This window comes from Streptomyces sp. NBC_00667 (assembly GCF_036226825.1).
GTDB lineage: Bacteria > Actinomycetota > Actinomycetes > Streptomycetales > Streptomycetaceae > Streptomyces.
Genome location: NZ_CP109022.1, coordinates 5,535,944 through 5,557,866, shown reverse-complemented (window position 1 = coordinate 5,557,866; position 21,923 = coordinate 5,535,944). Strand labels below are relative to the sequence as shown.

Sequence of the window (21,923 nt, the reverse complement as noted above, 5' to 3'; positions counted from 1 at the left end):
CCGCGTGGCCGACCGCAGGAGTTCCGCAGTGATCGGATTCCGCAACGTCAGCAAGGACCGGGCCCGCAGTCGCGTGCGACGACTGGCCGGTGCAGGGATGGCCCTGCCGCTCGCCGTCACGGCACTGCTGGGCGGCGGCGCCGGCCCGGCCGCGGCCAGCCCCGGGAACGGGCCCACCGCCGTGGTTTCCATGGGCGACAGCTACATCTCCGGAGAGGCCGGCCGCTGGAAGGGCAACAGCCTGACCAACAGCGGCAGTCGTACCGGCACAGACCGGGCCTGGACCAGCGGCAGTACGTACGACCCCGCGAAGGTGTACGGAAGCACGGCCGGCGGTTGCGACCGATCGGATACGGCCGAGGTGCTGAGCGCGGGCGCGGTGGCCGACGTCGCCGTGAACCTCGCCTGCTCGGGGGCCGTTTCGGACAACGTGTTCCGGGCGTCCAACGGCGGCGTGTCCTTCAAGGGCGAGGCCCCACAGGCGGACCAGCTCGCGGCGGTGGCCGCGGCCGACGACGTCAAGGTGATCGCGCTGTCCATCGGCGGGAACGACCTCGGCTTCGCCGACATCATCAAGGAGTGCGCGTACGACTTCGTGCTCTGGAACTCCTACTGCTACGACGACCAGCAGGCGGGCGTCGACCAGAAGATCAACGGGGTCATGGCCAAGGTCGGCAAGTCGGTCGACGAGATCCGGGCCGTGATGCGCGGCGCCGGCTACTCGGACTCCTCCTACCGGATCGTGCTCCAGTCCTACCCCTCCCCGATCCCCCGGGGCGCGGAGAACCGGTACACCCAGAGCGACTGGAGCCGGCTCAACACCGGCGGCTGCCCGTTCTGGAACCGGGACTCCGACTGGGCCCGGGACTCGCTCGTGCCCCAGATAGCGAACGGCATCAAGACCGTCGCGGCAGCCAAGGGCGTCCAGTTCCTGGACCTGCGGGACATGCTCCAGGGGCGCGAGGTGTGCGCCGGGGCCAGCAAGCAGGTGACGTCGACGACGCCGGCGTCGGCGAAGACGAGCGAGTGGGCGCGCTGGATCGACAACAACGAGACGCAGGGCCTGGTCCAGGAGTCCATGCACCCGAACTACTTCGGCCAGCTGGCCGTCGGGCGCTGCCTCGCCCTGGCCGTGGCCCGGCCCGCGAACTCCGCGTCGGGCTGCAAGAACACCCCGGGCGGCGACCAGAGCGGCATGTACCTGACCCCCGCCTCCTGACCCCCGCCTCCTGACCGCCGTCTCCGGCCCCGTGTCCCCGGCCGGCACGCAGCGGTCCGCCGCGCCCCTCCCGGGCGCGGCGGACCGCTGCGTCGGTGATCGGATACTGGTTCCATGGACAGGACAACGGCTTCTTGGCGCAACACGACGCACGACTGGGCGAGCACCGTGGACACCGGTCACCTCGCCCTCATCCGCAGCGACCCGGCCGGTTTCGCGCCCGGCGGCCTGCGGCACCTGGTCCTCGAGGTCATCGCGTACGCGGCCGACGAGGCCGAGTCCGCTGGCGGCGGCGGGCGTTGCGCGGTCACCTTCCACGAGGACGGCTCGGTGTCCGTCGCCGATGACGGGCGGGGCACCGACACCCGGCTCGACGCCGACGGCCGGCCCGTGAAGAAGCCGGTCATGGCGACGAAGGACCTGCGGTTCTTCGACCACCCCGGGGCGCAGCTGCTGCCCGACGGTCAGCCGCGCCGGGGCATGTCGGTCGTCGCGGCCCTCAGCGAGTGGCTCGTGCACACCAATCGCCGGGCGGGCGGGGCCTGGACGCAGCGGTACGAGCACGGCGTTCCCGCCACCGGCCTGAACCCGATCGCCGGCGACGGGACGACCGGGACGGCCGTCCACTTCCGCCCCGGCGAGCAGGACCTGCGGGTGTCGCACGAGGGGACGCCCACCGAGCTGGCCGGGCTCGTCACGGCATGGCCGTACCTGACCGTCGACTTCGCCGATCGGCGGAGCGGCTGACTCCCGCCAGCGCCCGGGCGAAGGCCGCCCGGCAGCGGAGCCAGTCCGGGTCGGGCGTGCCCGTACCCAGCGCCAGCAGCTTGGGCAGCAGGTCCGCCGAGAAGGACCGGGCCGCCTCCGCGGGGACCAGGGACGGCAGGTTGTCGATGGCGATCACGTCCAGCGGGCGGGGTCCGGCGCGCAGCCTGCGCACCGGGACCGCCCAGTCGGTGAGCCGGTCGTAGACGGGCAGCAGGTGCAGCGGGGAGCCGGTGTCACAGGTGATGTCGGCGATGACCGTGAGCCGCCGTTCCCGGTCCGGGTCCAGGTCGGCCGGGGTGAGGAAGGGCGGTACCGGGCGGGTGGTGAGCACCGCGTTGACCAGGATGTCGTGTCCGAGCAGGGCGGCCCGGTCCAGCCGTGCGGTGTCGTTCCGGTCCCACCGGGTCACTCGTACCCCGGCGGTCGTCAGGGCGTCACAGGCGCCGCGGGCGCTGCGGCCGTACCCCCCGATGACGAGTGCCCGTAACTCCCCTGCCGCGGTGGGGGCGTCCCGCGAGGTCCGTAATCGCGCGTCGAGTTCCTCGCGCGGGAGCGGGACCAGCGGGGCGACGAGCCGGCCGCGGGCGTGCAGGACGGCCAGGGCCGCGCCCGCGTACCCCGCCCAGTAGCCGAAGGCCGCGAGCCTGCGGCCCTGCGCATCGGCCAGGTATTCCAGGTCGAGCAGGGTGCCGCCGCCCGCGGCGAACCGCGCCAGCAGCGCCGGGGCGTCCTCCTGGCCCTTGTAGGCGTGCCCGAAGTAGACGTGCCTGTGCCGTAAACGCTCCGGGACGGGCGGCAGTTCCTTCAAGCCGAGGACGAAGGCGGATCCGGGCGCGGAGACGGCCCAGGCTCCGGCGGGCGCGGTCCGGCAGCCCGCCTCCTCGTAGTCGGCGAGCGGGAAGACCCGGTGTGGGGACTCCTCCACGGTGATCCGTACACCCTGCCGCACGAGCTGTCCGGCGTCCTGCGGGGTGAGGGGGGCGCGACGTTCGGTGGGCCGTGTCTCGGTGCGCATCCACAACTGCGGTGACTGTGCCATCGGCGGTACCACCTGTCTGCTCAAGGACGCCCCGGGGGCGTCCGCGTGCACCATGTGACCGGGCCTCAGATCAGTTCACCGACGGGGTTCGGCAAGGAGTACGACAGTGCGAACGGGGGCTCACGATTCGGGCAGCAGGGCGCGCAGAGCGGTCCGCGCGCCCTGGGCGTAGGCGGCCCGGAGGGCCCCCGGGGGCATGCGGTCGCGCAGGATCCCGAGGGCGCGCGGCGCACGTGCGACTGCCGGGCGGGCGCGGCGCACCGCGCCCAGCAGGAGCGCGGAGCGCTCGTAGCGGCCCCCGGCGGCCTCCAGTTCGGCCAGCAGCTCGGCCGAGAAGGACTGTCCCAGCCGGTCGTCCAGGGCGAGCTGGGTCTCCAGGGCGCGCAGCAGTTCGGTACGGGCCCGCACCGGCCGGCCCGCGCGGGACGCGGCGACGGCCCGGGCGTACCGCTCCCAGGAGCGGGCCCACGCGTCGGCGGCCGGGGCGGGCGGCGTGCCCGCCGCCTCCTCTTCCTCGGGCGGTGTGCCCGCGGGACCGGTACGGGCGAGGGCCAGCGTCCGGGCGGCCCGCAGCGCCTCCCGGCCGGGCCCGAAACCGGGCTCGGCGGGCAGCAGTTCCAGTGCCTCGGCGTACTCGGCGGCAGCGTCCTCGTACCGTTCCTCCCACAGCGCCACCGTGCCGCGCACGTGGGCGAGGTAGGCCAGGCAGGCGTCCTCGCCCTCCTGTACGGCGGTGCTCCAGGCCTCCACCAGCAGCGGGTCGCAGGTGTCCGCCTCCCCGAACTCCGCCACCAGCCAGGCCGCCAGCCACAGCGCCCGGGCCGGCCGGGGCGCGGGGTGCAGGGCCAGGGCCCGTTCCAGATGGCGTCGGCCCTCGGCCACCAGCCCGCAGGCCGCCCACAGGAACCACAGGTCGACGGCGACCTCCAGCGCGGCCCCCGGACCCGCGGCGGACAGCGGGTTCATCGCGGCCCGCAGCTCCGCGAGTTCCCGCACGGCCAGCTCGCGCGCCTGTATCTGCGCCCCCTCGCGCCACAGCCCGGCGGCCCGCCGGGCGAGCCCGCGCCAGCGCTCGTGGTGGCGCAGGGCGGCGGTGTGCCCGTCGCCGTCCGGGCTGTGCGCGAGGCGCCGGGCGGCGTACACGCGCACCGAGAGCGGCAGCCGGTACCGGCCCGGGTGCTCACCGTCGGCCAGCAGGGCGGGGGCCAGCCGGGCGAGCGCCCCGGCGGCGGTGTCCGCGGTGAGCTCCCCGAAGCCGCAGACCTCGGCGACGGCGGCCGCGTCGAAGGGGCCGGCGAAGACGGAGAGCCGCTCCCACAGCAGCCGCTCGGCGGACGAGGAGAGCCGCAGGGAGCGCTCGGCGTCGACCAGGGTGGCCCGGCCGGCGCCGCCCGCGAGGAAGGCCAGGGGTTCGCCGGTCAGCCGTTGCAACGCCTGGAGGGGCGCGTACTGGTGCGCGCGGCCCGCCGCGAGCTCCAGCGCGCCGGGAATCCCGTCCAGCACCCGGCAAAGGGCGGCCACGGCGGCGGCGTTGCCCTCGGTCAGCTCGAAGAAGGGGTCGGCGCCGCGCGCCCGCTCCTCGTACAGCCGCACGGCAGCGAACCCGGTGATCCGGTCGACCGGCAGGGGTGCGGCGGGATCGGGCGGGGCGGGCGGCAGCGGCAGCGGCCGCACGGCGAGTTCCGCCTCCGCGGGCAGCGCGAGCCGGCGCTGCGAGGTGACCAGCACGCGCACCCGGGGCAGCCACCGCAGCAGGTTCTCCACCAGGGGGGCGGCGGCCTCGCCGAGCTGCTCGCACCCGTCGAGCACCAGCAGTACCTCGCGCCCCGCGAGCCCGTGGATCAGCCGGTGCTCCAGCACCACCCGGCGGAAGCCGGGCAGGGTGGAGACGTCCACCCAGACGGTGTCGAGGCCGTCTGCGCCCGTGACGGTGCGGACCGCGCGCACGGCGAGCCGGGTCTTGCCGACGCCCGCGGGGCCGGTGAGGGTGACCAGGCGCTCGGTGGCGAGCAGCGAGGCGGCGCGGGCCAGCTCCCGACGGCGGCCGACGAAGCTCGACAGCTCGACCGGCACCGCCTGACCCACGTCCGCAACGGGATCCCCCACACGCCCTCCCGCGATGCCCGCGCTGCGCACGACCGGCTGGTTCACCGATTGGGAACACAAAGAGAGATGATCGGCCGAAAGCCCGGTTGACAGGCCGCTGACCGGGAGATCCACCAAGGGGAGGACATGGATTCGGCCGTTTCCGCCGTCGACGACACCGACCGGGCGCTCGTCCACGCACTCCAGCTCGCGCCCCGTGCGAGCTGGGAGCGACTGGCCCCGGTGCTCGGCACCCGCCCCGATACCCTCGCGCGCCGCTGGGAGCGGCTCACCGGCGCCGGTGAGGCCTGGATATCGGGGCTCGGACTGCGTACGGGCACCAAGGCGCCCTGCATGGCGTGGGTGGAGGTGATGTGCGAGGCGGGGCACTCGCCGGCCGTCGGCGCGACCTTGGTGTCCGATCCGTACTCCCTGGGGCTGGAGCACACCACCGGCGGCCGGGACCTGCTGGCCTTCGTGGCCGTGCCCGACCTCCACGCGCTGTACCGGTACCTGTCCTTCCGGGTGCAGCGGATCCCGGGCGTGACCGGCACCCGCTCGTCGATGGTGACGGCGGTGCACCACGCCCCCGACCGGTGGCGCCTGGACCAGCTGACGCCGGCGCAGATCGGTTCGCTGACCGGAGGGAGCCGGCGCTCCTCGCCGCCGGCAGTGGCGCCGGCCGTCACCGCCATGACGGAGGAGGACCGGCCGCTGGCCCTGGCGCTGGCCGCGGACGCCCGGCGCAGCGTGGCCTCGCTGGCCCGGGAGTGCGGGATGAGCGAATCGACCGTACGGCGGCGGCTGGGCCGGCTGGAGACGGGACAGGGCCTGCGCTACAGCTGCGCGATGGCGTCGGGGTCGTCGGGGTGGCCGGTGGCGGCGACGCTGTGGGCGGAGGTACCGGAGTACGAGGTGGCCGAGTGTGCCGCGGCCGCCATGGGGCTGCGCGAGACGCGGACGTGCATGTCCGTCAGCGGACGCTGGAACTTCATGATCACCGCGCGGCTGCGCACCGTCGAAGGGCTGTCCCGCTACACCTCGGAGCTGTCCCGGCGGCTGCCGGGGATGCGGATCACGGACTCGGCGGTGGCGCTGCACGTACGCAAGTCGGAGGCTCAGGTACTGGACGAGCGCGGCCGGCGCATCCGGACGGTCACGCCCGACATCTGGGCGGACCTGCTCCCACCGCCGGAGGGGCCGGCTTGAACCGCACGGGCCGGGGTACCGGCCGTGCGGCGGTACGGACGCCACACCCGCAGTGGGTGACGTCCGCACCGCCGCACGCGGTACCCCAGCCCCCGGCCCCGACCGTGCCGGCCCTGCCGTCAGTGCACGAACGCCGGTTCCGCTGCCGCTTCCGCGGCCGGTTCCTTCTTGGCACCGAGGTGGTTGAAGGCCAGGTTCAGCACGATCGCCACCACACACCCCGTGCTGATGCCGGAGTCGAGGACGACCAGCATGTCCTTGGGGAAGGCGTGGTAGAAACCGGGCGCCGCGATGGGGATCAGGCCGATGCCCACCGAGGCCGCGACGATCAGGGCGTTCTCGCCCTTCTCCATGGCCGCGCCGGCGAGGGTCTGGATGCCGCTGGCGGCGACGGAGCCGAACAGGACGATGCCCGCACCGCCCAGCACCGGCAGCGGGACCACACCGATGACGGAGGCCGCCATCGGGCACAGGCCCAGGAGGATCAGGATCCCGCCGCCGGCCGCGACCACGAACCGGCTGCGTACCTTGGTCATCGCGACGAGGCCGATGTTCTGCGCGAAGGCGCTGCACATGAAGCCGTTGAACAGCGGGCTGAGCGCGCTGCCGAGGGTGTCGGCGCGCAGCCCGCCCTCGATGGTCCTGGCGTCCGCGGGCCGGCCCACGATCCTGCCGAGGGCCAGGATGTCGGCGGTGGACTCCGTCATGCAGACGAGCATCACGATGCACATCGAGATGATGGCGGCGACCTGGAACTGCGGGGCGCCGAAGTGGAACGGCGTGGGGAAGCCGACGATGTCGGCGTTGCGGACGGCGTCGAAGCTGGTCATGTGCAGCGGGATCGCGATCAGCGTGCCGGCGACGAGGCCGAGCAGGATGGATATCTGCTGGAGGAACCCGCGCAGGAACTTGCGCATCAACAGCACGATCACCAGGGTGAGGGCGGCCATGCCGATGTTCTTCATCGAGCCGTAGTCGGTGGCGGTGCGGTTGCCGCCCTGCGACCAGTTGAAGGCCACGGGGAGCAGCGAGACACCGATCAGGGTGATGACCGTACCGGTGACGACGGGTGGGAAGAAGCGGACGAGCTTGCCGAAGTAGGGCGCGGCGAGGAAGCCGACGAGTCCGGCGACGATGATCGCGCCGAAGATGACGGGGATGGCGTTCGCGCCTTCGCCCTTGCCGATGGCGATCATCGGGGTGACTCCGGCGAAGGAGACCCCGTTGACGAAGGGGAGTTTGGCGCCGATCTTCCAGAAGCCGAGGGTCTGGAGGAGGGTGGCGAGTCCTGCGGTGAAGAGCGAGGCGCCCATCAGGAAGGCGGTCTCGGTGGCGGAGAGACCGACGGCGGGGCCGACGATCATCGGCGGCGCGACGACACCCGCGTACATGGCGGCCACGTGCTGCAGACCGCTCGTGAACATTTTCAGCGGGGGCAGGGTCTCGTCGACCGGGTGCTTCTCCTCCGGTACTACGACTGCATCTTTGCGAAACCTGGGCGTAGCTGCCACGGCTTCCTCCGGTCGGTTGAACACGTCGCCAGGGACATGGGTGTCAGGGAGGTGGTGCGAAAGCTGTGCGAGTCGAGCCTGTGTTCAGTTGTGGCGGTGCCGGGAGTTGTGGCGGTGCCGGGAGTCGGGGCGGTGCGGGGAGTGGTAGCGGTGCGGGGAGTGGTGGCGGTGCTGTCCTGCCCCTGACAGATGCGGAAACGATTCGCCCGAGTCGTTCCCGTGGAGGGTGGTGCTGTGGCGCGGGCGCGGAGGCGGGGTGGGTTCCGGCGCGGTGCGTCGTTACGGCTCACCGTGCCCGGGAGCGCCTTCGGAAGGTTCGTCGGGCGCTTCCCGGGAACGGCTGCCGCGGACCCCGCTCGGGTCCGCGGCCCCCGGCCGGGGGCCGTCCCCCCCGGCCGGACTCTGGGGGTACCTCCCGGCGGTGGCCGGGCGGGGTACCGGCGTGGGTGGCCGGGGGGATCAGGCCCGTGCGCAGATGCGCGCCAGGCGCTGGGCCTCCTCCCGCGTGGACACGGCGATCGCGTCCTCGTCGGCGAAGAGAAGTCGGTTGTCCTCGACGATCTGCTTGCCGTTGACCAGCGAGAGCGTCACCGGGGCGGCCGCGCCGAAGACGAGCGCGATGACCGGGTCGGCGATGGAGGAGTGGGCCAGCGTGCCCAGGTTCCACATCACCAGGTCGGCGAGCTTGCCCGCCTCCAGCGAGCCGATGCTGTCGGCGCGGCCGAGGACCTGGGCGCCGCCGTACGTACCCAGGCGCAGGGCCTGGCGGGCGTTCAGGGCGCGCTCGCGGTGGACCGGGTTGAGGCGGTTGATGAGCAGCGCGTTGCGCAGCTCGGTGTGCAGTTCGCCGGACTCGTTCGAGGCGGTGCCGTCCACGCCGAGGCCGACGGGTACGCCGGCGGCGAGCATGTCCGGGACGCGGGCGATGCCGGCGGCCAGGCGGGCGTTGGAGGACGGGCAGTGCGCGACACCGGTCTTGGTGCGGGCGAACGCGGCGATGTCGGAGTCGTTCATGTGGACGCTGTGCGCCATCCACACGTCCTCGCCGAGCCAGCCCGTCGACTCGAAGTAGTCGGTCGGGCCCATGCCGAACAGTTCCTTGCAGAACTGGTCTTCCTCGACGGTCTCGCTGCCGTGGGTGTGCATGCGCACGCCCAGACGGCGGGCCAGCTCGGCGCCCTGCTTGAGCAGTTCGGTGGAGACCGAGAAGGGGGAGCACGGCGCGACGGCGACCTGGGTCATCGCGTCGAAGGAGTGGTCGTGGTGCTTCTTGACGGTCGCCTCGGTGTCGGCGAGCGCGCCTTCGAGGGTCTCGACGGCGTGGTCCGGGGGCAGGCCGCCGTCCTTCTCGCTGCGGTCCATCGAGCCGCGGGCGAGGGTGAAGCGCACGCCCATCTCGGACGCGGCGCGGATGATCGCGCCGGAGAGGTCGCCGGAGCCCTTGGGGAAGACGTAGTGGTGGTCCATGGCGGTGGTGACGCCGCCCTTGGCCATCATCGCCAGGGAGCCCTGGGCAGCCGTGTAGGCCATCTGCTCGTCGATGCGCGCCCAGGTCGGGTACAGCGCGACGAGCCAGTTGAAGAGGTTGTGGTCGGTGGCCAGACCACGCGTGATCCACTGGTAGAAGTGGTGGTGCGTGTTGACCAGACCGGGGGTCACGAGGTGCCCGGTGCCATCGATCCGGCGGACGACGTTCTCGAGGTTCTCGGGGGCCTTGCCCGCGCCGATGGACTCGATCCTGTTGCCGGCGACGACGATGTGACCCGAGGCGTACTCGGTGTCGTGGGCGTCGACGGTCGCGATCGCACAGTTCTCGATGACGATGCGCGTGGCGGCGCTGTCAGGGGCTGCCGATGCTGCCATGGGCTTCCTCGTGCTTTCAGTGGCGGTGCGGGCCGGCAAAGCCCAGGTGGTTTGAGTGCCGGAGCCGGGGGCCGTGACAGCTGACAGTACTGCCGCCCCCTGGGGCGCGTCCGGGTGCCGTTTCGGGAAGTCGTGGAGCTGTCGCGACGTCCCGGGGCCACTGCGGAGCCCCGGGACGCGCGTCCCGCATCAGAGGTTGGTCATGTCCACGGGGATACGGGCGTCGACGCCGTCCCGCAGGACCGTCGCCTCGATCAGGCCGTACGGCCGGTCCGCGGCGAAGTAGACCTCGTTGTCGTTCTTGAGGCCGAAGGGCTCCAGGTCGACGAGGAAGTGGTGCTTGTTCGGGAGCGAGAAGCGGACCTCGTCGATCTCCGAACGGTGGTTGATGATGCGCGAACCCATCTGGTACAGGGTCTGCTGGAGCGACAGGGAGTAGGTCTCCGCGAAGGCCTCGAGCATGTGCTTGCGGGTCTCGGCGTAGGACTTCTCCCAGTTCGGCATCCGCTGCTCGTCGTCCGACCAGTTGAAGCGCCAGCGGGCCGACACCTGGGTGGCCAGGATGCGGTCGTAGGCCTCCTTCAGGGTCGTGTACTTGTCCTTCACGTAACCCCAGAACTCGGAGTTCGTGGAGTTCATGACGACGAGGTCCTTGAGGCCGGAGATGACCTCCCAGTTGGTGCCGTCGTAGGTGACCTGAGTGACCCGGGTCTCCTGGCCCTGGCGCACGAAGGAGTGCTTCACCTCGTCCGACCCGATGAACTTCGAGTTGGCGTCGGAGGTGGGGATCCGGTCCCAGGCGTACTCCTCGATCCGGATGCGCGCACGCTGGATCGGCTCCTGGCTGTTGACGAACCAGCGCGCCAGGTGGATGCCGAACTGCTCGGCGGACTCGATGCCGTGCTCCTTGGCGAACGCGTACACCGTGTTCTTGGTGGTGTCCGTCGGGAGGCAGTTGGCGTTCGAGCCGGAGTAGTGGACGTCGTCCATGTCGCCCGAGAGGGCGACCGAGACGTTCAGGTCCTTGATGTGGTGGGTGTCGCCGTCCCGCGTGATCTTGACTACGCGGTTCTCTGCTTTGCCGTACTGGTTCTGGCCGAGAATCGTGGGCATGTCTGCTAGCTCCCTCGGTAAACGGAGTAGCCGAACGGGTTGAGCAGCAGCGGTACGTGGTAATGCTCGCCCGGGTTCACCGCGAAGGTGATGGTGACCTCGGGGAAGAACGCACCGCTGTCCCTTACGCGGGGGGCGTCCTGCTGCGCCTCGGCTTGCTTGTTGGAACGGTCTTTTTCAGCGAAGTACGTCTCGGTCTCGAAGTCGAGACGCACGTGGGTGGTGCCCTCCGGCAGGGCCGGAAGGTCCTTGCAGCGGCCGTCCGCGTCGGTGGCGGAGCCGCCCAGGGCCGCCCAGTCCCCGTCGAGGCCCGTGCGGGCCGACAGGGAGATGGCGACGCCCTCGGCGGGGCGGCCGATGCTGGTGTCCAGGATGTGCGTGGACACCGAAGCAGTCGTGTCAGTGCTCATGCGCTCTCTTCCTCCACGAGCCGGGTCAGACGGATCCGGTTGATCTTCACGAGCTCGCCGCGGGCGGTCTCCCGCTCCTGCTCCGGCGAGTTCTCGATCCGTACTTTGACCGCGTCCCGCATGAACTCACCGGTGGCACCGGTGGCGCAGATGAGGAAGACGTGGCCGAACTTCTCCTGGTACGCCAGGTTCAGTTCGAGGAGCTCGCTCCGGAGCTCCTCCGAGGCGCCGGCCATGCCGCGCTGTTCGCGGGCGGAGGTCGGGTCTCCCGGCTTCGGGCGGCCGATCGGCGCGTGTCCCGCCATCGCCTCGGCCAGGTCCTCGGCGGTGAGCTCCGCCATGGCGGACTCGTTGGCCGAGAAGAGTGCCTCGACGGTGGGGAAGGGGCGCTGGGCGAGCAGCTTGCTCCCCCATGCCGAACTGGCGCACACCTCGTGCAGCACGGCCGTGGCCGCGCTGTCGTCCAAGGCGTTGAACCGGGTGAGACCCGGGGTCGGACTCGAAGTCACGGTAGGCCTCCGTGGCCTGTTGTTGCTTTTGACGGGCTGCGCATAGCTAACGCCCTCGACAACACGCCGTCAACACTTTGTTGAAACTTCCCGTACACAAAAGCCGCCGCCCGGGTGAATCGGGGCGGCGGCTCGTCACGGCGGGTCAGCGGTCGTTCACGATTGGCTGTTCTTCTCCGCCCCCTCGGGGAGGCCGGACCCCTTGGGAGGGTTGGAGCCCTTGGGAGGGGTGGACCCCTTGGCGGGGCTGGAGTCCCGGTTCAAGTAGTTGTAGACGGTGAAGCGGCTCACGCCCAGGGCGCTCGCGACCGTCTCCACGCCGTGCCGCACGGAGAACGCGCCGCGCGCCTCCAGTATGCGCACCACGTCCTGCTTGGACTTCCGGTCGAGCTGGGCCAACGGTACGCCGTGCCGGCGCTCCAGCGCGGCCAGGATGTGGTCCAGCGAGTCGGAGAGCTGGGGCAGGCGCACGGCGAGCAGCTCCTGGCCCTCCCAGCTGAGCACGACGTCGTCGGGCTGCGCCTGGGCCGGGTCCATCAGCTCTCCGCCCATCGCGTCCACCAGCGGCTTGACGGCGGTGACGAAGGGGTGGTCACGGGGCTCGGTCATGGGGTGGTGTCCTCCGCGATCACATTGACCTGGAGCGACACGCGCGTGGCCCCGGCCTCCAGCGCATTGCGCAGCAGCGCGGCCACGGCGCCCAGCACCTCGTCGGACTCCCCTTCGGCGGTGTTGCCGAACGGGCCGACGTCCACCGCGTCGAGGCGGGCCTTCTGGATGACCTCGCGCGCGGCCACGGCGTGGTCGGGGGCCTCTTCGAGATCGAAGGGCTCGGTCGTGAACTCCACTCTCAATCGCACGCGGGCCAAGCTACCCCGCAGCTGGGACTTTTCGGCAGTGCGCACTTGACAGCCACGCAAACCTCGATGCAGTCTTCCATCAAGCAGAAACTAACTTCCGCAATACGGAAGGAGCGCACACCCCTCATGGGATACACGGACCAGCGCTTCGATGTGAACCTTTCGATCCTCTTCACGGAACTCCCGCTCCTGGAGCGTCCCGCGGCTGCCGCCGCGGCGGGCTTCACGGCGGTCGAGCTGTGGTGGCCCTGGATCGAGACCCCCACTCCCGCCCAGGCGGAGCTCGACGCCCTCAAGAAGGCTCTTGAGGACGCGGGCACCCAGCTGGTGGGCCTGAACTTCTACGCCGGCCAGTTGCCGGGTCCGGACCGCGGCGCGGTCTCCGTGCCCGGCGAGGAGTCCGACCGCTTCAACGCCAACATCAACGTGGCCGCCGACTTCGCGGCCTCGGTCGGCTGCAAGGCACTGAACGCCCTCTACGGCAACCGGGTCGAGGGCGTGGACCCCGCGGTCCAGGACGAGCTGGCGCTCAAGAACCTCGTCACGGCCGCCAAGGCCGCGGACCGGGTGGGCGCCGTCCTGCTGATCGAGACCCTCAACAAGCCCGAGTCGCCGCTCTACCCGCTGGTGAGCGCCCCGGCCGGCATCGCGGTCGTGGACAAGGTCAACGAGGCCACCGGCCTCGGGAACGCCAAGTTCCTGCTCGACCTGTACCACCTGGCGATGAACGACGAGGACCTCGGCGAGGTCATCGAAAAGTACGCCGCCAAGACCGGGCACGTCCAGATCGCCGACAAGCCGGGCCGCGGCGCCCCGGGCACCGGCGAGCTGCCCCTCGAAGAGCTGCTCGACCAGCTCAAGAAGGCCGGGTACGAGGGCTACGTAGGCCTGGAGTACAAGGCCGCGGACGCCGCCGCGTCCTTCGCGTGGCTGCCGGCCGAGGCCCGCGCCGCCAAGTAGGCGGACGAAGTCCGGGCGATCAGCCAGGCACCTCCCGCACTTTTCGTACGAAGCATTGAAGAGAAGGACCCCCCATCATGAGCACCTCCACCGCGCTTCCGTCGATCGCCTGGATCGGCCTCGGCATCATGGGCTCGCCCATGTCCGAGAACCTCATCAAGGCCGGATACCCGGTCACCGGCTTCACGCTGGAGCAGGACAAGCTGGAGCGCCTGGCCGCCGCCGGTGGCACCGCCGCCGGCTCGATCGCCGAGGCCGTCAAGGACGCCGACGTGATCATCACGATGGTGCCCGCCTCCCCGCAGGTCGAGGCCATCAACTACGGCCCCGAGGGCATCCTCGCGAACGCCAAGTCCGGTGCGCTGATCATCGACATGTCGTCGATCACCCCGCAGACCTCGGTCGACCTCGCGAAGAACGCCGCCGAGAAGGGCATCCGCGTCATCGACGCCCCGGTGTCCGGCGGCGAGGCCGGCGCCATCGAGGCCGTCCTGTCGATCATGGTGGGTGGCGAGCAGGCCGACTTCGACGCGGCCCTGCCGATCCTGGAGACGCTCGGCAAGACCATCGTCCTGTGCGGCCCGCACGGCTCCGGCCAGACGGTCAAGGCCGCCAACCAGCTCATCGTCGCGGTGAACATCCAGGCGTGCGCCGAGGCCGTCGTCTTCCTCGAGAAGTCGGGCGTGAACCTCCAGGCCGCCCTGGACGTCCTCAACGGCGGTCTGGCCGGCTCCACGGTCCTGACCCGCAAGAAGGACAACTTCCTCAACCGCGACTTCAAGCCCGGTTTCCGGATCGACCTGCACCACAAGGACATGGGCATCGTCACCGACGCCGCCCGCAACGTCGGTGCTGCCCTCCCGGTCGGCGCGGTCGTCGCCCAGCTGGTCGCCTCGCTGCGCGCCCAGGGTGACGGCGGGCTGGACCACTCGGCCCTGCTCCGCGCGGTCGAGCGCCTCTCCGGCGCCCAGGTCTGATCCCCGGACCTGCCCCCCTCCCTCCGGGGAGACACGAGTTTCGGACGGTGCCGGTGCTGACACCTGTCCTGTCGCGCCCAGGCGCCGGCACCGTCCGGATCACCTCCACACTCTTTCTTTCAACAAACTGTTGACGTCGTGTTCACGCCGAAATTAGGCTGTTCCGCATGACGGAAGACGCCTTCCGTCTCAGCAGTTACCCGTACGGAAGGTCACCATGTCGAAGCGCACGCTGACGACCGAGTCCGGCGCCCCGGTCGCCGACAACCAGAACTCCGCCACCGCCGGCGTCGGTGGCCCGCTCCTGATCCAGGACCAGCAGCTCCTCGAGAAGCTCGCCCGCTTCAACCGTGAGCGCATCCCGGAGCGCGTGGTGCACGCCCGCGGCTCGGCCGCGTACGGCTACTTCGAGGTGACCGACGACGTCACCGCGTACACCAGCGCCGCCTTCCTGAACACGGTCGGCAAGAAGACCGAGACCTTCCTGCGGTTCTCCACCGTCGCCGACTCCCTCGGTGGCGCGGACGCCGTCCGCGACCCGCGTGGCTTCGCGCTCAAGTTCTACACCGAAGAGGGCAACTACGACCTCGTCGGCAACAACACCCCGGTGTTCTTCATCAAGGACCCGATCAAGTTCCCCGACTTCATCCACTCCCAGAAGCGCGACCCCTTCACGGGCAAGCAGGAGCCGGACAACGTCTGGGACTTCTGGGCGCACGCCCCCGAGGCGACGCACCAGATCACCTGGCTGATGGGTGACCGCGGCATCCCCGCGTCGTACCGCCACATGAACGGTTACGGCTCCCACACCTACCAGTGGACGAACGAGAACGGCGAGGCCTTCTTCGTCAAGTACCACTTCAAGACGAACCAGGGCATCCGCTGCCTGTCCTCCGAGCAGGCCGCCGAGCTCGTCGGCAAGGACGCCAACTCGCACCAGACCGACCTGCTCCAGGCCATCGAGCGCGGTGTGAACCCGAGCTGGACCCTCTACGTCCAGATCATGCCCGCCGCCGAGGCCGCGGACTACCGCTTCAACCCGTTCGACCTCACCAAGGTGTGGCCGCACGCCGACTACCCGCTCCAGCGAGTGGGCCGTCTGGTCCTCGACCGCAACCCGGACAACGTCTTCGCCGAGGTCGAGCAGTCCGCGTTCTCCCCGAACAACTTCGTCCCGGGCATCACCGCCTCGCCGGACAAGATGCTCCAGGGCCGCCTGTTCGCGTACGCCGACGCCCAGCGCTACCGCCTCGGTGTGAACCACACCGTGCTGCCGGTCAACGCCCCGAAGGCGACGAAGGCCGACAACTACGGCCGCGACGGCGTCATGGCGCTGCGCAACGGCTCGCGCCACGACAAGAACTACGAGCCCAACTCGTACCAGGGCCCGGCCGAGACCGGTCTCGCGCTCGGCGCCCCGAAGGCCGTCTCCGGCTACACGGGCACCCACGAGGCCCCGGCCCACACCAAGGACGACGACTTCTTCCAGGCCGGTGAGCTCTACCGCCTGATGTCGGAGGCCGAGAAGCAGCGTCTGGTGGCGAACATCGCCGGCGGCCTGTCGCAGGTCACCCTCGAAGACGTCATCGAGAAGAACCTGGCTCACTTCCACGCCGCGGACGCCGACTACGGCCGCCGCGTCGAGGAGGCCGTCCGCGCCCTGCGCGACGCCTGAGCCACCCAGTTGTACCGGGGGCCTGACGGGAGGTCAGGCTCCGGGTGCTGAGCCCGAACCGCGTACCCGGATGAGGGGTGGTGCGCGGTGAGGGCGGACAGCGCCGGCCCTTGTGGCCGGCGCCGCGTGAGGACCGTGGCGAGCGTGCGAGCCAGTGCGGTGGTAATGGGTTCCGAGGCTCGTCTCTTGACCTGAGGGAGACGATGCCGGAGTTCTCGTCGCCCGCCCGCCACGGTCCCGGCAACTCGTGTACGGGGGCTACGCACAGAGCCCCCCGTACACGGGCCCCGACTCCGCCCGGCGGCGCGAACGTCCTGTCGCGCCAGCCTCGCACCGTCGGGCGGTCACCACCCAAAGCGCCGAGTCACGGACGGTCCCGTGACTCGGCGCTTTGTCATGCGCGGGCGCGGTTGCTCATGCCCGGGCGCGGTTTGTCATGCGCGGGCGCGGTTGCTCATGCCCGGGCGCGGTTGCTCATGCGCGGACGTACCGGGGAAGGCGGGCGGAGACGGCAAGGGCGCCCAAGAGGAGGACCAGGGTCACGAGCGCCGTGGCGGACAGGGCGGTGGACGGGGTACTGCCGTGGTCGGTGAAGGCCGTCCATACGGTGACCAGCAGCGCGACGCCGACCGCACCGGCCAACTGCTGTACCGCGTCCAGGACTCCGGAGGCCGACCCCACCTCGGACGGGGACACCCCGGCCAGGATGACGTCGAACAGCGGCGGGACCACCAGTCCCATGCCGAGGCCGGTGACCAGCGTGCCCGGCACCAGCCTCCACCCGTCCACCGCCCCGTCGGCGCAGCCGGCGAGCACCAGGAGCCCGAGGGCGGTGACGACGATCCCGCCCTGGATCACCACCCGTCCGTGCCGCTGCGCGAGGGACCCGGCAGGGCCGGCCGACAGGGCGATCCCGAGGGCCATGGGGGCGAGGGCGTACCCCGCTCCCTGCGGCGAAAGGCCGAGCGGGCCCTGGAGGAAGAGGGAGAGCACCAGCATGAGGCCGGTGAACGAGGCGAAGAAAACGAGGGCGACGACGATCCCGCAGGTGTAGCCGCGGTTGGCCAGCAGGCCGGGCGCCATGAGCGGCGAGGGACGACGCCGCTGCATCCGCGCGAAGACCACGAACCCGGCGGGTCCCGCGGCCGGCAGGAGGAGGGACCACAGGGGCCACCCGAGCTCCGGTCCCTGGACGAGCGGGAACACCACGGCCGCGGAGGCCGCGCCGGCCAGCAGCACGCTCGGTACGTCGAGCCGCAGCCCGGCGTCGGGCGTGCCCCGCGGGACCCAGCGCACGGCACCGGCCAGGGCGAGGAGGCCGAGCGGCAGGTTGACCAGGAACACCAGGCGCCAGCCGGAGCCGAACAGGTCCGCTCCGGCGAGCAGCCCGCCCACCACGGGGCCGGCGACGGCGCACAGGCCCATGACCGGCCCGAACAGACCGAAGGCCTTGGGAAGTTCGGCTTCGGGGAAGGTCTCCTTGATGATGCCGAAGCCCTGCGGCAGCAGCAGGGCCCCGAAGGCGCCCTGGACGGCCCGGGCGGTGATCAGCGTGCCGGGGTCGGGGGCGAGGGCGCACAGGGCGGAGGCGGCCGTGAAACCGGCGGCGCCGATCAGGAAGAGCCGCCGCCGCCCGTACCGGTCCCCCAGCCGCCCGGCGGTGATCAGCAGGGCGGCGAAGGGCAGCGTGTAGCCGGCTTGCAGCCACTGGGTCACGGCCCGGCCGCCGCCGAGGTCGGCGGCGATGACGGGGGCGGCGACGCCGGTGACGGTGGCGTCCAGAAGGTCCATCACTTCCGCGAGGAGGACGACGCAGAGGACCGCCCAGCGGCGCGGGTGCGGGTGCGGGTGCGGGTGCGGAAAAGGGTGGTGTGCGTAGGACAAGGCAGGTCTCCCCCGGAGCGTGGAATCAGCGGCGATGAACGCCGGGCACAGCAGAACGAACGTTGTTCGTCACGAACAACGTTCGCAACGAACGGCGTTCGCTGTCAACTGCTAGCCTGTCGCCATGGAGACGCCACCCCGCCGCAAGAGCACCCGCTCGCGCCCCGCCAAACCCCCGCTGAGCATGGCCGCCGTGATCGACGCGGGCCTGGGCGTGCTGCGCCGCGAGGGCCTGGACGCGGTGACGATGCGGAAGGTGGCGGCCGCACTCGACACCGGCCCCGCGTCCTTGTACGTCTACGTCTCGCAGCGCGAGGAACTGCTGCGGCTGATGCACGACGCGGTGATCGCGACCGTGCCGCTGCCCGGGCTCCCGGCGGATCCCCCGGGGGACTGGCGCACCCGGCTGACCACCCTCATCACCGACGTGGTGCACGCCCTCAACGCCCACCCCGGCATCGGGCGCGTCTCGCTCGGCTCCATCCCCGCCACGCCCGCCTGGCTCGGCCTCTTCGACCGCATCCTCGGTCTGCTGCTGGTCGGGGGCGTGGAACGCCAACGGGCCGCCTGGGGCTGCGACCTGATCGCCCTGTACATCGGAGCGGTCACCTACGAGGTCGCCATCGCCGCTCCCCCGGCGGGCGGCGGACCGGACGCTTTGCAGGAGGCCCTGGAACACCGGCACGCCCGTGTCTCCCTCGAGGAGCGGCTCGCCGGCCTCGACCCGGCCCGCCATCCGCATCTCGCTGCGAGCGCCGCGGAGTTGGCCGCCGGTCCGGCCGCGGCACGGCTCGCGCTCGGCGTGGAGGTACTGATCGACGGTCTCGCCCTCGGCCGAGCCGGGGCCGGGAACTGAACCGGGACGGCGAACTGAACCGGGACGGCGAACGGCCCCTGGAAACTAGTGGTTTCCAGGGGCCGTTCGTTCGTGCGCGGGTGCGTCAGGGGCTGCGGGATCAGACCGTGATCGGGCGGATCGCGGTCGGGGCGTGACCCGGCTCGGTCGCCAGCTCCTCGAACTCGGTGACGTCGCTCATGTCGACCGTCTTGCTCATCGAGATGTTGGTGACGCGCTCCAGGATCGCCTCGACGACGACCGGGACGCTGTACTCGGCGGCCAGCTTCTTGGCCTCCTCGAAGGCGGCGCCCAGCTCGTTCGGGTCGGTGACGCGGATCGCCTTGCAGCCGAGGCCCTCGACGACCTTGACGTGGTCGACGCCGTAGACGCCCAGCTCGGGCGCGTTGATGTTCTCGAACTCCAGGTTGACCTCGAAGTTGATGCCGAGACCACCCTGCGCCTGGCGGATCAGGCCCAGGTAGGCGTTGTTCACCAGGACGTGGACGTACGGGATCTTGTGCTGCGCGCCGACGGCCAGCTCCTCCAGCATGAACTGGAAGTCGTAGTCACCGGAGAGCGCGACGACCGGGTTCTCCGGGTCGGCGGAGGCGACGCCCAGCGCGGCCGGGATGGTCCAGCCGAGCGGGCCGGCCTGGCCGCAGTTGATCCAGTGGCGCGGCTTGAAGACGTGCAGCATCTGCGCACCGGCGATCTGGGACAGACCGATGGTGGTGACGTAGCGGGTCTCCGGGCCGAACGCCTTGTTCATCTCCTCGTAGACGCGCTGCGGCTTCATGGGGATGTTGTCGAAGTGCGTGCGGCGCTGCAGCGAGCCCTTGCGCTCCAGGTGCGAGGCGACCCAGGCGCTGTAGTCCGGGAGCTTGCCCTCGGCCTTGAGCTCCTTGGCGATCTCGATGAAGAGCTCCAGCGCGGCCTTGGCGTCGGAGGCGATGCCGAAGTCCGGGGCGAAGATCTTGCCGATCTGGGTGGGCTCGATGTCGACGTGGACGAACTTGCGGTCGCCGAGGTACGCGTCCAGGTTGTAGCCGGTGTGACGGTTGGCCCAGCGGTTGCCGATGCCGAGGACGAAGTCCGACTCCAGGAAGGTCGCGTTGCCGTAGCGGTGCGAGGTCTGGACGCCGACCATGCCGGCGCTCAGCTCGTGGTCGTCGGGGATGACGCCCCAGCCCATCAGGGTGGAGATGACCGGGACGTTGGTCAGCTCGGCGAACTCGACCAGCAGGTCGGCGGCGTCGGCGTTGATGATGCCGCCACCGGCGACGATCAGCGGGCGCTCGGACTCCAGCAGGAACCGGACGGCCTTCTCCGCCTGGGCGCGGGTGGCGCGCGGCTTGTAGACCGGCAGCGGCTCGTAGGTCTCGGGGTCGAACTCGATCTCGGTCAGCTGGACGTCGATCGGCAGGTCGATGAGGACCGGGCCGGGACGGCCGGAGCGCATCAGGTGGAAGGCCTCCTGGAACACGCCCGGGACCTGCGCGGCCTCCAGGACGGTCGTGGCCTTCTTGGTGACCGGCTTGGCGATCGAGGCGATGTCGACGGCCTGGAAGTCTTCCTTGTGGAGCTTGGAGACCGGGGCCTGGCCGGTGATGCACAGGATCGGGATGGAGTCCGCGATCGCCGAGTACAGGCCGGTGATCATGTCGGTGCCGGCCGGGCCGGAGGTGCCGATGCAGACGCCGATGTTGCCGGGCGCGGTGCGGGTGTAGCCCTCCGCCATGTGCGAGGCGCCCTCGACGTGGCGGGCGAGGGTGTGCTTGATGCCACCGACGTTCTTGAGCTCCCGGTAGAACGGGTTGATCGCAGCGCCGGGGACGCCGAACGCGTGCGCGACACCCTCGCGCTTGAGGATCTCCACTGCAGCGGCGGCGGCTGTCATACGAGGCATCGAGGTCTCCTGCGGTGTGGCGGTCAGGCAGTTTCCGTCATACGGAAGTTTTGTTCTGCTATACGGAACAAGCTAAGCGGCGAGTTCTGCGCACGTCAAGGCGCTTCAGCACCCCGGAACCCACCAAATGCCGCGTCTCGCTCGGTCTGTCGCACAAAAACGCCACCTCGGTGGCGGAATTCGGGGCGACGCCGCCCCGGCCGGTCGCGCGTCGTGGACCATGGACGTACGCACAGCGACGGAGGGGGTACGTGTCCCATGGCGGAAGCGGTACCGGTGCGGTGTCCGGCGTGCCAGCGCGAGAACGCCTATGCGGCGCCGGTCTACCCGTGCGCCTGCGGGAGCCCGATCACCCCGCCGCTGGACCTCGCGGCGCCCCCGCTGCCGCTGACGCACCGGACGTGGACGGACAGCTGGGTGACCGTGCGGTGCGCGGCCTGCGGGCGGGAGAGCGAGTGGCCGCACCCGGAGGTGGGGTGCGCCTCGTGCGGGACGGTGGTGCTGATCCCCGTCCACGCGCCGGAGCCGCCCGGGGCGGCCGCCGGTACGCGGGGCGCCGCGGGCGCGGGCGCGGGTGAGGACGCGGGACCGGGCGGTGGCGGGACCCGCGGGCCGGGGCCCGGACCGGCGGCTCCGCGCCGGGCGGGACCGGGGCCGGTACCGCTCCCGGGTGCGCCGGCGTCGCGTCCGCCCTTCCGGCCCGTGACCATCCGTACGGCCCGGGACGCGGTGGCGACGGCCGCGCTGTACCTGCGCTGGCTCGGCTTCCAGGACGTACGGCAGCCCGACGGGCCGCCGATACCGTCGGCGGCGGTGGACCTGCGGGCTCCCGGGGTGGTCGCCCAGGTGGACCCGAGCACCGCGCCGGCCGGGCTGCGGGCGGTGGAGTGCGTGTGGCTGAACGGGCTGACCGCCTCCGCGACCAGCGTCTACTTCTCCCTCGCCGGGTACACCTCGGACGCCCGGGCGCGCGCCGACGACCTGGGGATACCGCTGTTCGTCATGGACCTCACGGGCATGCCGCAGCCCGTCAACGACCCGGCGGACGCACTCGTCGGTGGGGGGCCATAGGCTCGGGACATTGCGTAGTCGCGTCC

At 71.3% G+C, this 21,923-nt stretch carries 19 protein-coding genes; 8 read left to right on the top strand and 11 right to left on the bottom strand.

What is annotated here, in order from left to right:
- The first annotated feature begins 28 nt into the window (after positions 1 to 28).
- Together OHA81_RS25405 and OHA81_RS25400 are read left to right on the top strand one after the other, a co-directional pair.
- On the top strand, positions 29 to 1,219 hold the full coding sequence (locus tag OHA81_RS25405) for a GDSL-type esterase/lipase family protein (protein WP_329199533.1): 1,191 nt from the start codon (positions 29 to 31) through the stop codon (positions 1,217 to 1,219).
- Between the two features lie 114 nt (positions 1,220 to 1,333).
- Positions 1,334 to 1,966: an ATP-binding protein gene (locus OHA81_RS25400; RefSeq protein ID WP_329199531.1), complete on the top strand. Its 633-nt coding sequence runs from the start codon at positions 1,334 to 1,336 to the stop codon at positions 1,964 to 1,966.
- On the opposite strand, the gene OHA81_RS25395 is transcribed toward OHA81_RS25400, so the two are convergent.
- Positions 1,914 to 3,026: a saccharopine dehydrogenase gene (locus OHA81_RS25395; RefSeq protein ID WP_329199529.1), complete on the bottom strand. Its 1,113-nt coding sequence runs from the start codon at positions 3,024 to 3,026 to the stop codon at positions 1,914 to 1,916. The genes OHA81_RS25400 and OHA81_RS25395 overlap by 53 nt on opposite strands.
- Before the next feature lie 120 nt (positions 3,027 to 3,146).
- Positions 3,147 to 5,132, bottom strand: coding sequence for an ATP-binding protein (locus OHA81_RS25390; RefSeq protein ID WP_329199527.1), 1,986 nt, complete (start codon positions 5,130 to 5,132; stop codon positions 3,147 to 3,149).
- Positions 5,133 to 5,258: 126 nt separating this feature from the next.
- Between OHA81_RS25390 and OHA81_RS25385 the strand changes: the two genes are divergently transcribed.
- Entirely contained in the window at positions 5,259 to 6,320 is a 1,062-nt protein-coding gene (locus OHA81_RS25385) for an Lrp/AsnC family transcriptional regulator (protein ID WP_329199525.1), read from the top strand.
- A gap of 119 nt (positions 6,321 to 6,439) precedes the next feature.
- Here OHA81_RS25385 and OHA81_RS25380 read toward each other — a convergent pair whose 3' ends face one another.
- The 7 genes from OHA81_RS25380 to OHA81_RS25350 form a co-directional block, all read right to left on the bottom strand.
- Complete coding sequence (locus tag OHA81_RS25380; protein WP_329199523.1) at positions 6,440 to 7,831, bottom strand: nucleobase:cation symporter-2 family protein; 1,392 nt, start codon at positions 7,829 to 7,831, stop codon at positions 6,440 to 6,442.
- Between the two features lie 459 nt (positions 7,832 to 8,290).
- On the bottom strand, positions 8,291 to 9,694 hold the full coding sequence (locus OHA81_RS25375; RefSeq protein WP_329199522.1) for an 8-oxoguanine deaminase: 1,404 nt from the start codon (positions 9,692 to 9,694) through the stop codon (positions 8,291 to 8,293).
- 189 nt (positions 9,695 to 9,883) lie between these two features.
- On the bottom strand, positions 9,884 to 10,807 hold the full coding sequence (gene pucL, locus OHA81_RS25370) for a factor-independent urate hydroxylase (protein WP_190186549.1): 924 nt from the start codon (positions 10,805 to 10,807) through the stop codon (positions 9,884 to 9,886).
- Between the two features lie 5 nt (positions 10,808 to 10,812).
- Positions 10,813 to 11,217, bottom strand: coding sequence for a hydroxyisourate hydrolase (uraH, locus tag OHA81_RS25365; protein ID WP_329199518.1), 405 nt, complete (start codon positions 11,215 to 11,217; stop codon positions 10,813 to 10,815).
- Positions 11,214 to 11,726, bottom strand: a complete 513-nt coding sequence (gene uraD, locus OHA81_RS25360; protein ID WP_329199516.1) for a 2-oxo-4-hydroxy-4-carboxy-5-ureidoimidazoline decarboxylase — start codon at positions 11,724 to 11,726, stop codon at positions 11,214 to 11,216. Before uraD ends, uraH begins: the two co-directional genes overlap by 4 nt.
- 156 nt (positions 11,727 to 11,882) lie before the next feature.
- Positions 11,883 to 12,335: a helix-turn-helix domain-containing protein gene (locus OHA81_RS25355; RefSeq protein ID WP_329199514.1), complete on the bottom strand. Its 453-nt coding sequence runs from the start codon at positions 12,333 to 12,335 to the stop codon at positions 11,883 to 11,885.
- Positions 12,332 to 12,586 carry a thiamine-binding protein gene (locus OHA81_RS25350; protein ID WP_329199512.1) on the bottom strand — a complete coding sequence of 85 codons (255 nt, stop codon included), beginning with the start codon at positions 12,584 to 12,586 and terminating at the stop codon, positions 12,332 to 12,334. Before OHA81_RS25350 ends, OHA81_RS25355 begins: the two co-directional genes overlap by 4 nt.
- Before the next feature lie 126 nt (positions 12,587 to 12,712).
- Between OHA81_RS25350 and OHA81_RS25345 the strand changes: the two genes are divergently transcribed.
- The 3 genes from OHA81_RS25345 (at position 12,713) to OHA81_RS25335 (ending at position 16,198) form a co-directional block, all read left to right on the top strand.
- Positions 12,713 to 13,546: a TIM barrel protein gene (locus tag OHA81_RS25345; protein WP_329199510.1), complete on the top strand. Its 834-nt coding sequence runs from the start codon at positions 12,713 to 12,715 to the stop codon at positions 13,544 to 13,546.
- 77 nt (positions 13,547 to 13,623) lie between these two features.
- Entirely contained in the window at positions 13,624 to 14,523 is a 900-nt protein-coding gene (locus OHA81_RS25340) for a 2-hydroxy-3-oxopropionate reductase (RefSeq protein WP_329199508.1), read from the top strand.
- 217 nt (positions 14,524 to 14,740) lie between these two features.
- A complete protein-coding gene (locus tag OHA81_RS25335; RefSeq protein WP_329199506.1) occupies positions 14,741 to 16,198 on the top strand; it encodes a catalase in 1,458 nt (485 codons plus the stop codon).
- Between the two features lie 474 nt (positions 16,199 to 16,672).
- Here OHA81_RS25335 and OHA81_RS25330 read toward each other — a convergent pair whose 3' ends face one another.
- The gene (locus tag OHA81_RS25330; protein ID WP_329199505.1) at positions 16,673 to 18,082 is read right to left on the bottom strand and encodes an MFS transporter; all 1,410 of its coding nucleotides are present in this window, start codon (positions 18,080 to 18,082) and stop codon (positions 16,673 to 16,675) included.
- 124 nt (positions 18,083 to 18,206) lie between these two features.
- On the opposite strand from OHA81_RS25330, the gene OHA81_RS25325 reads away from it, so the two are divergent.
- On the top strand, positions 18,207 to 18,938 hold the full coding sequence (locus OHA81_RS25325; RefSeq protein WP_329199503.1) for a TetR/AcrR family transcriptional regulator: 732 nt from the start codon (positions 18,207 to 18,209) through the stop codon (positions 18,936 to 18,938).
- Between the two features lie 100 nt (positions 18,939 to 19,038).
- On the opposite strand, the gene gcl is transcribed toward OHA81_RS25325, so the two are convergent.
- Positions 19,039 to 20,826, bottom strand: coding sequence for a glyoxylate carboligase (gene gcl, locus OHA81_RS25320; RefSeq protein ID WP_329199502.1), 1,788 nt, complete (start codon positions 20,824 to 20,826; stop codon positions 19,039 to 19,041).
- A 258-nt stretch (positions 20,827 to 21,084) separates the two neighbouring features.
- Between gcl and OHA81_RS25315 the strand changes: the two genes are divergently transcribed.
- A complete protein-coding gene (locus tag OHA81_RS25315) occupies positions 21,085 to 21,897 on the top strand; it encodes a hypothetical protein (RefSeq protein WP_329199501.1) in 813 nt (270 codons plus the stop codon).
- The last annotated feature ends 26 nt before the right edge of the window (positions 21,898 to 21,923 follow it).

What these genes read in the sequence shown, in the direction of transcription:
- OHA81_RS25400 (WP_329199531.1), top strand. Translation starts at nt 1,334, where the DNA reads ATGGACAGGACAACGGCTTCTTGGCGCAACACGACGCACGACTGGGCG.
- OHA81_RS25395 (WP_329199529.1), bottom strand. Translation starts at nt 3,026, where the DNA reads ATGGCACAGTCACCGCAGTTGTGGATGCGCACCGAGACACGGCCCACC.
- OHA81_RS25385 (WP_329199525.1), top strand. Translation starts at nt 5,259, where the DNA reads ATGGATTCGGCCGTTTCCGCCGTCGACGACACCGACCGGGCGCTCGTC.
- OHA81_RS25375 (WP_329199522.1), bottom strand. Translation starts at nt 9,694, where the DNA reads ATGGCAGCATCGGCAGCCCCTGACAGCGCCGCCACGCGCATCGTCATC.
- pucL (WP_190186549.1), bottom strand. Translation starts at nt 10,807, where the DNA reads ATGCCCACGATTCTCGGCCAGAACCAGTACGGCAAAGCAGAGAACCGC.
- uraH (WP_329199518.1), bottom strand. Translation starts at nt 11,217, where the DNA reads ATGAGCACTGACACGACTGCTTCGGTGTCCACGCACATCCTGGACACC.
- OHA81_RS25355 (WP_329199514.1), bottom strand. Translation starts at nt 12,335, where the DNA reads ATGACCGAGCCCCGTGACCACCCCTTCGTCACCGCCGTCAAGCCGCTG.
- OHA81_RS25345 (WP_329199510.1), top strand. Translation starts at nt 12,713, where the DNA reads ATGGGATACACGGACCAGCGCTTCGATGTGAACCTTTCGATCCTCTTC.
- OHA81_RS25340 (WP_329199508.1), top strand. Translation starts at nt 13,624, where the DNA reads ATGAGCACCTCCACCGCGCTTCCGTCGATCGCCTGGATCGGCCTCGGC.
- OHA81_RS25335 (WP_329199506.1), top strand. Translation starts at nt 14,741, where the DNA reads ATGTCGAAGCGCACGCTGACGACCGAGTCCGGCGCCCCGGTCGCCGAC.
- OHA81_RS25325 (WP_329199503.1), top strand. Translation starts at nt 18,207, where the DNA reads ATGGAGACGCCACCCCGCCGCAAGAGCACCCGCTCGCGCCCCGCCAAA.
- gcl (WP_329199502.1), bottom strand. Translation starts at nt 20,826, where the DNA reads ATGCCTCGTATGACAGCCGCCGCCGCTGCAGTGGAGATCCTCAAGCGC.
- OHA81_RS25315 (WP_329199501.1), top strand. Translation starts at nt 21,085, where the DNA reads ATGGCGGAAGCGGTACCGGTGCGGTGTCCGGCGTGCCAGCGCGAGAAC.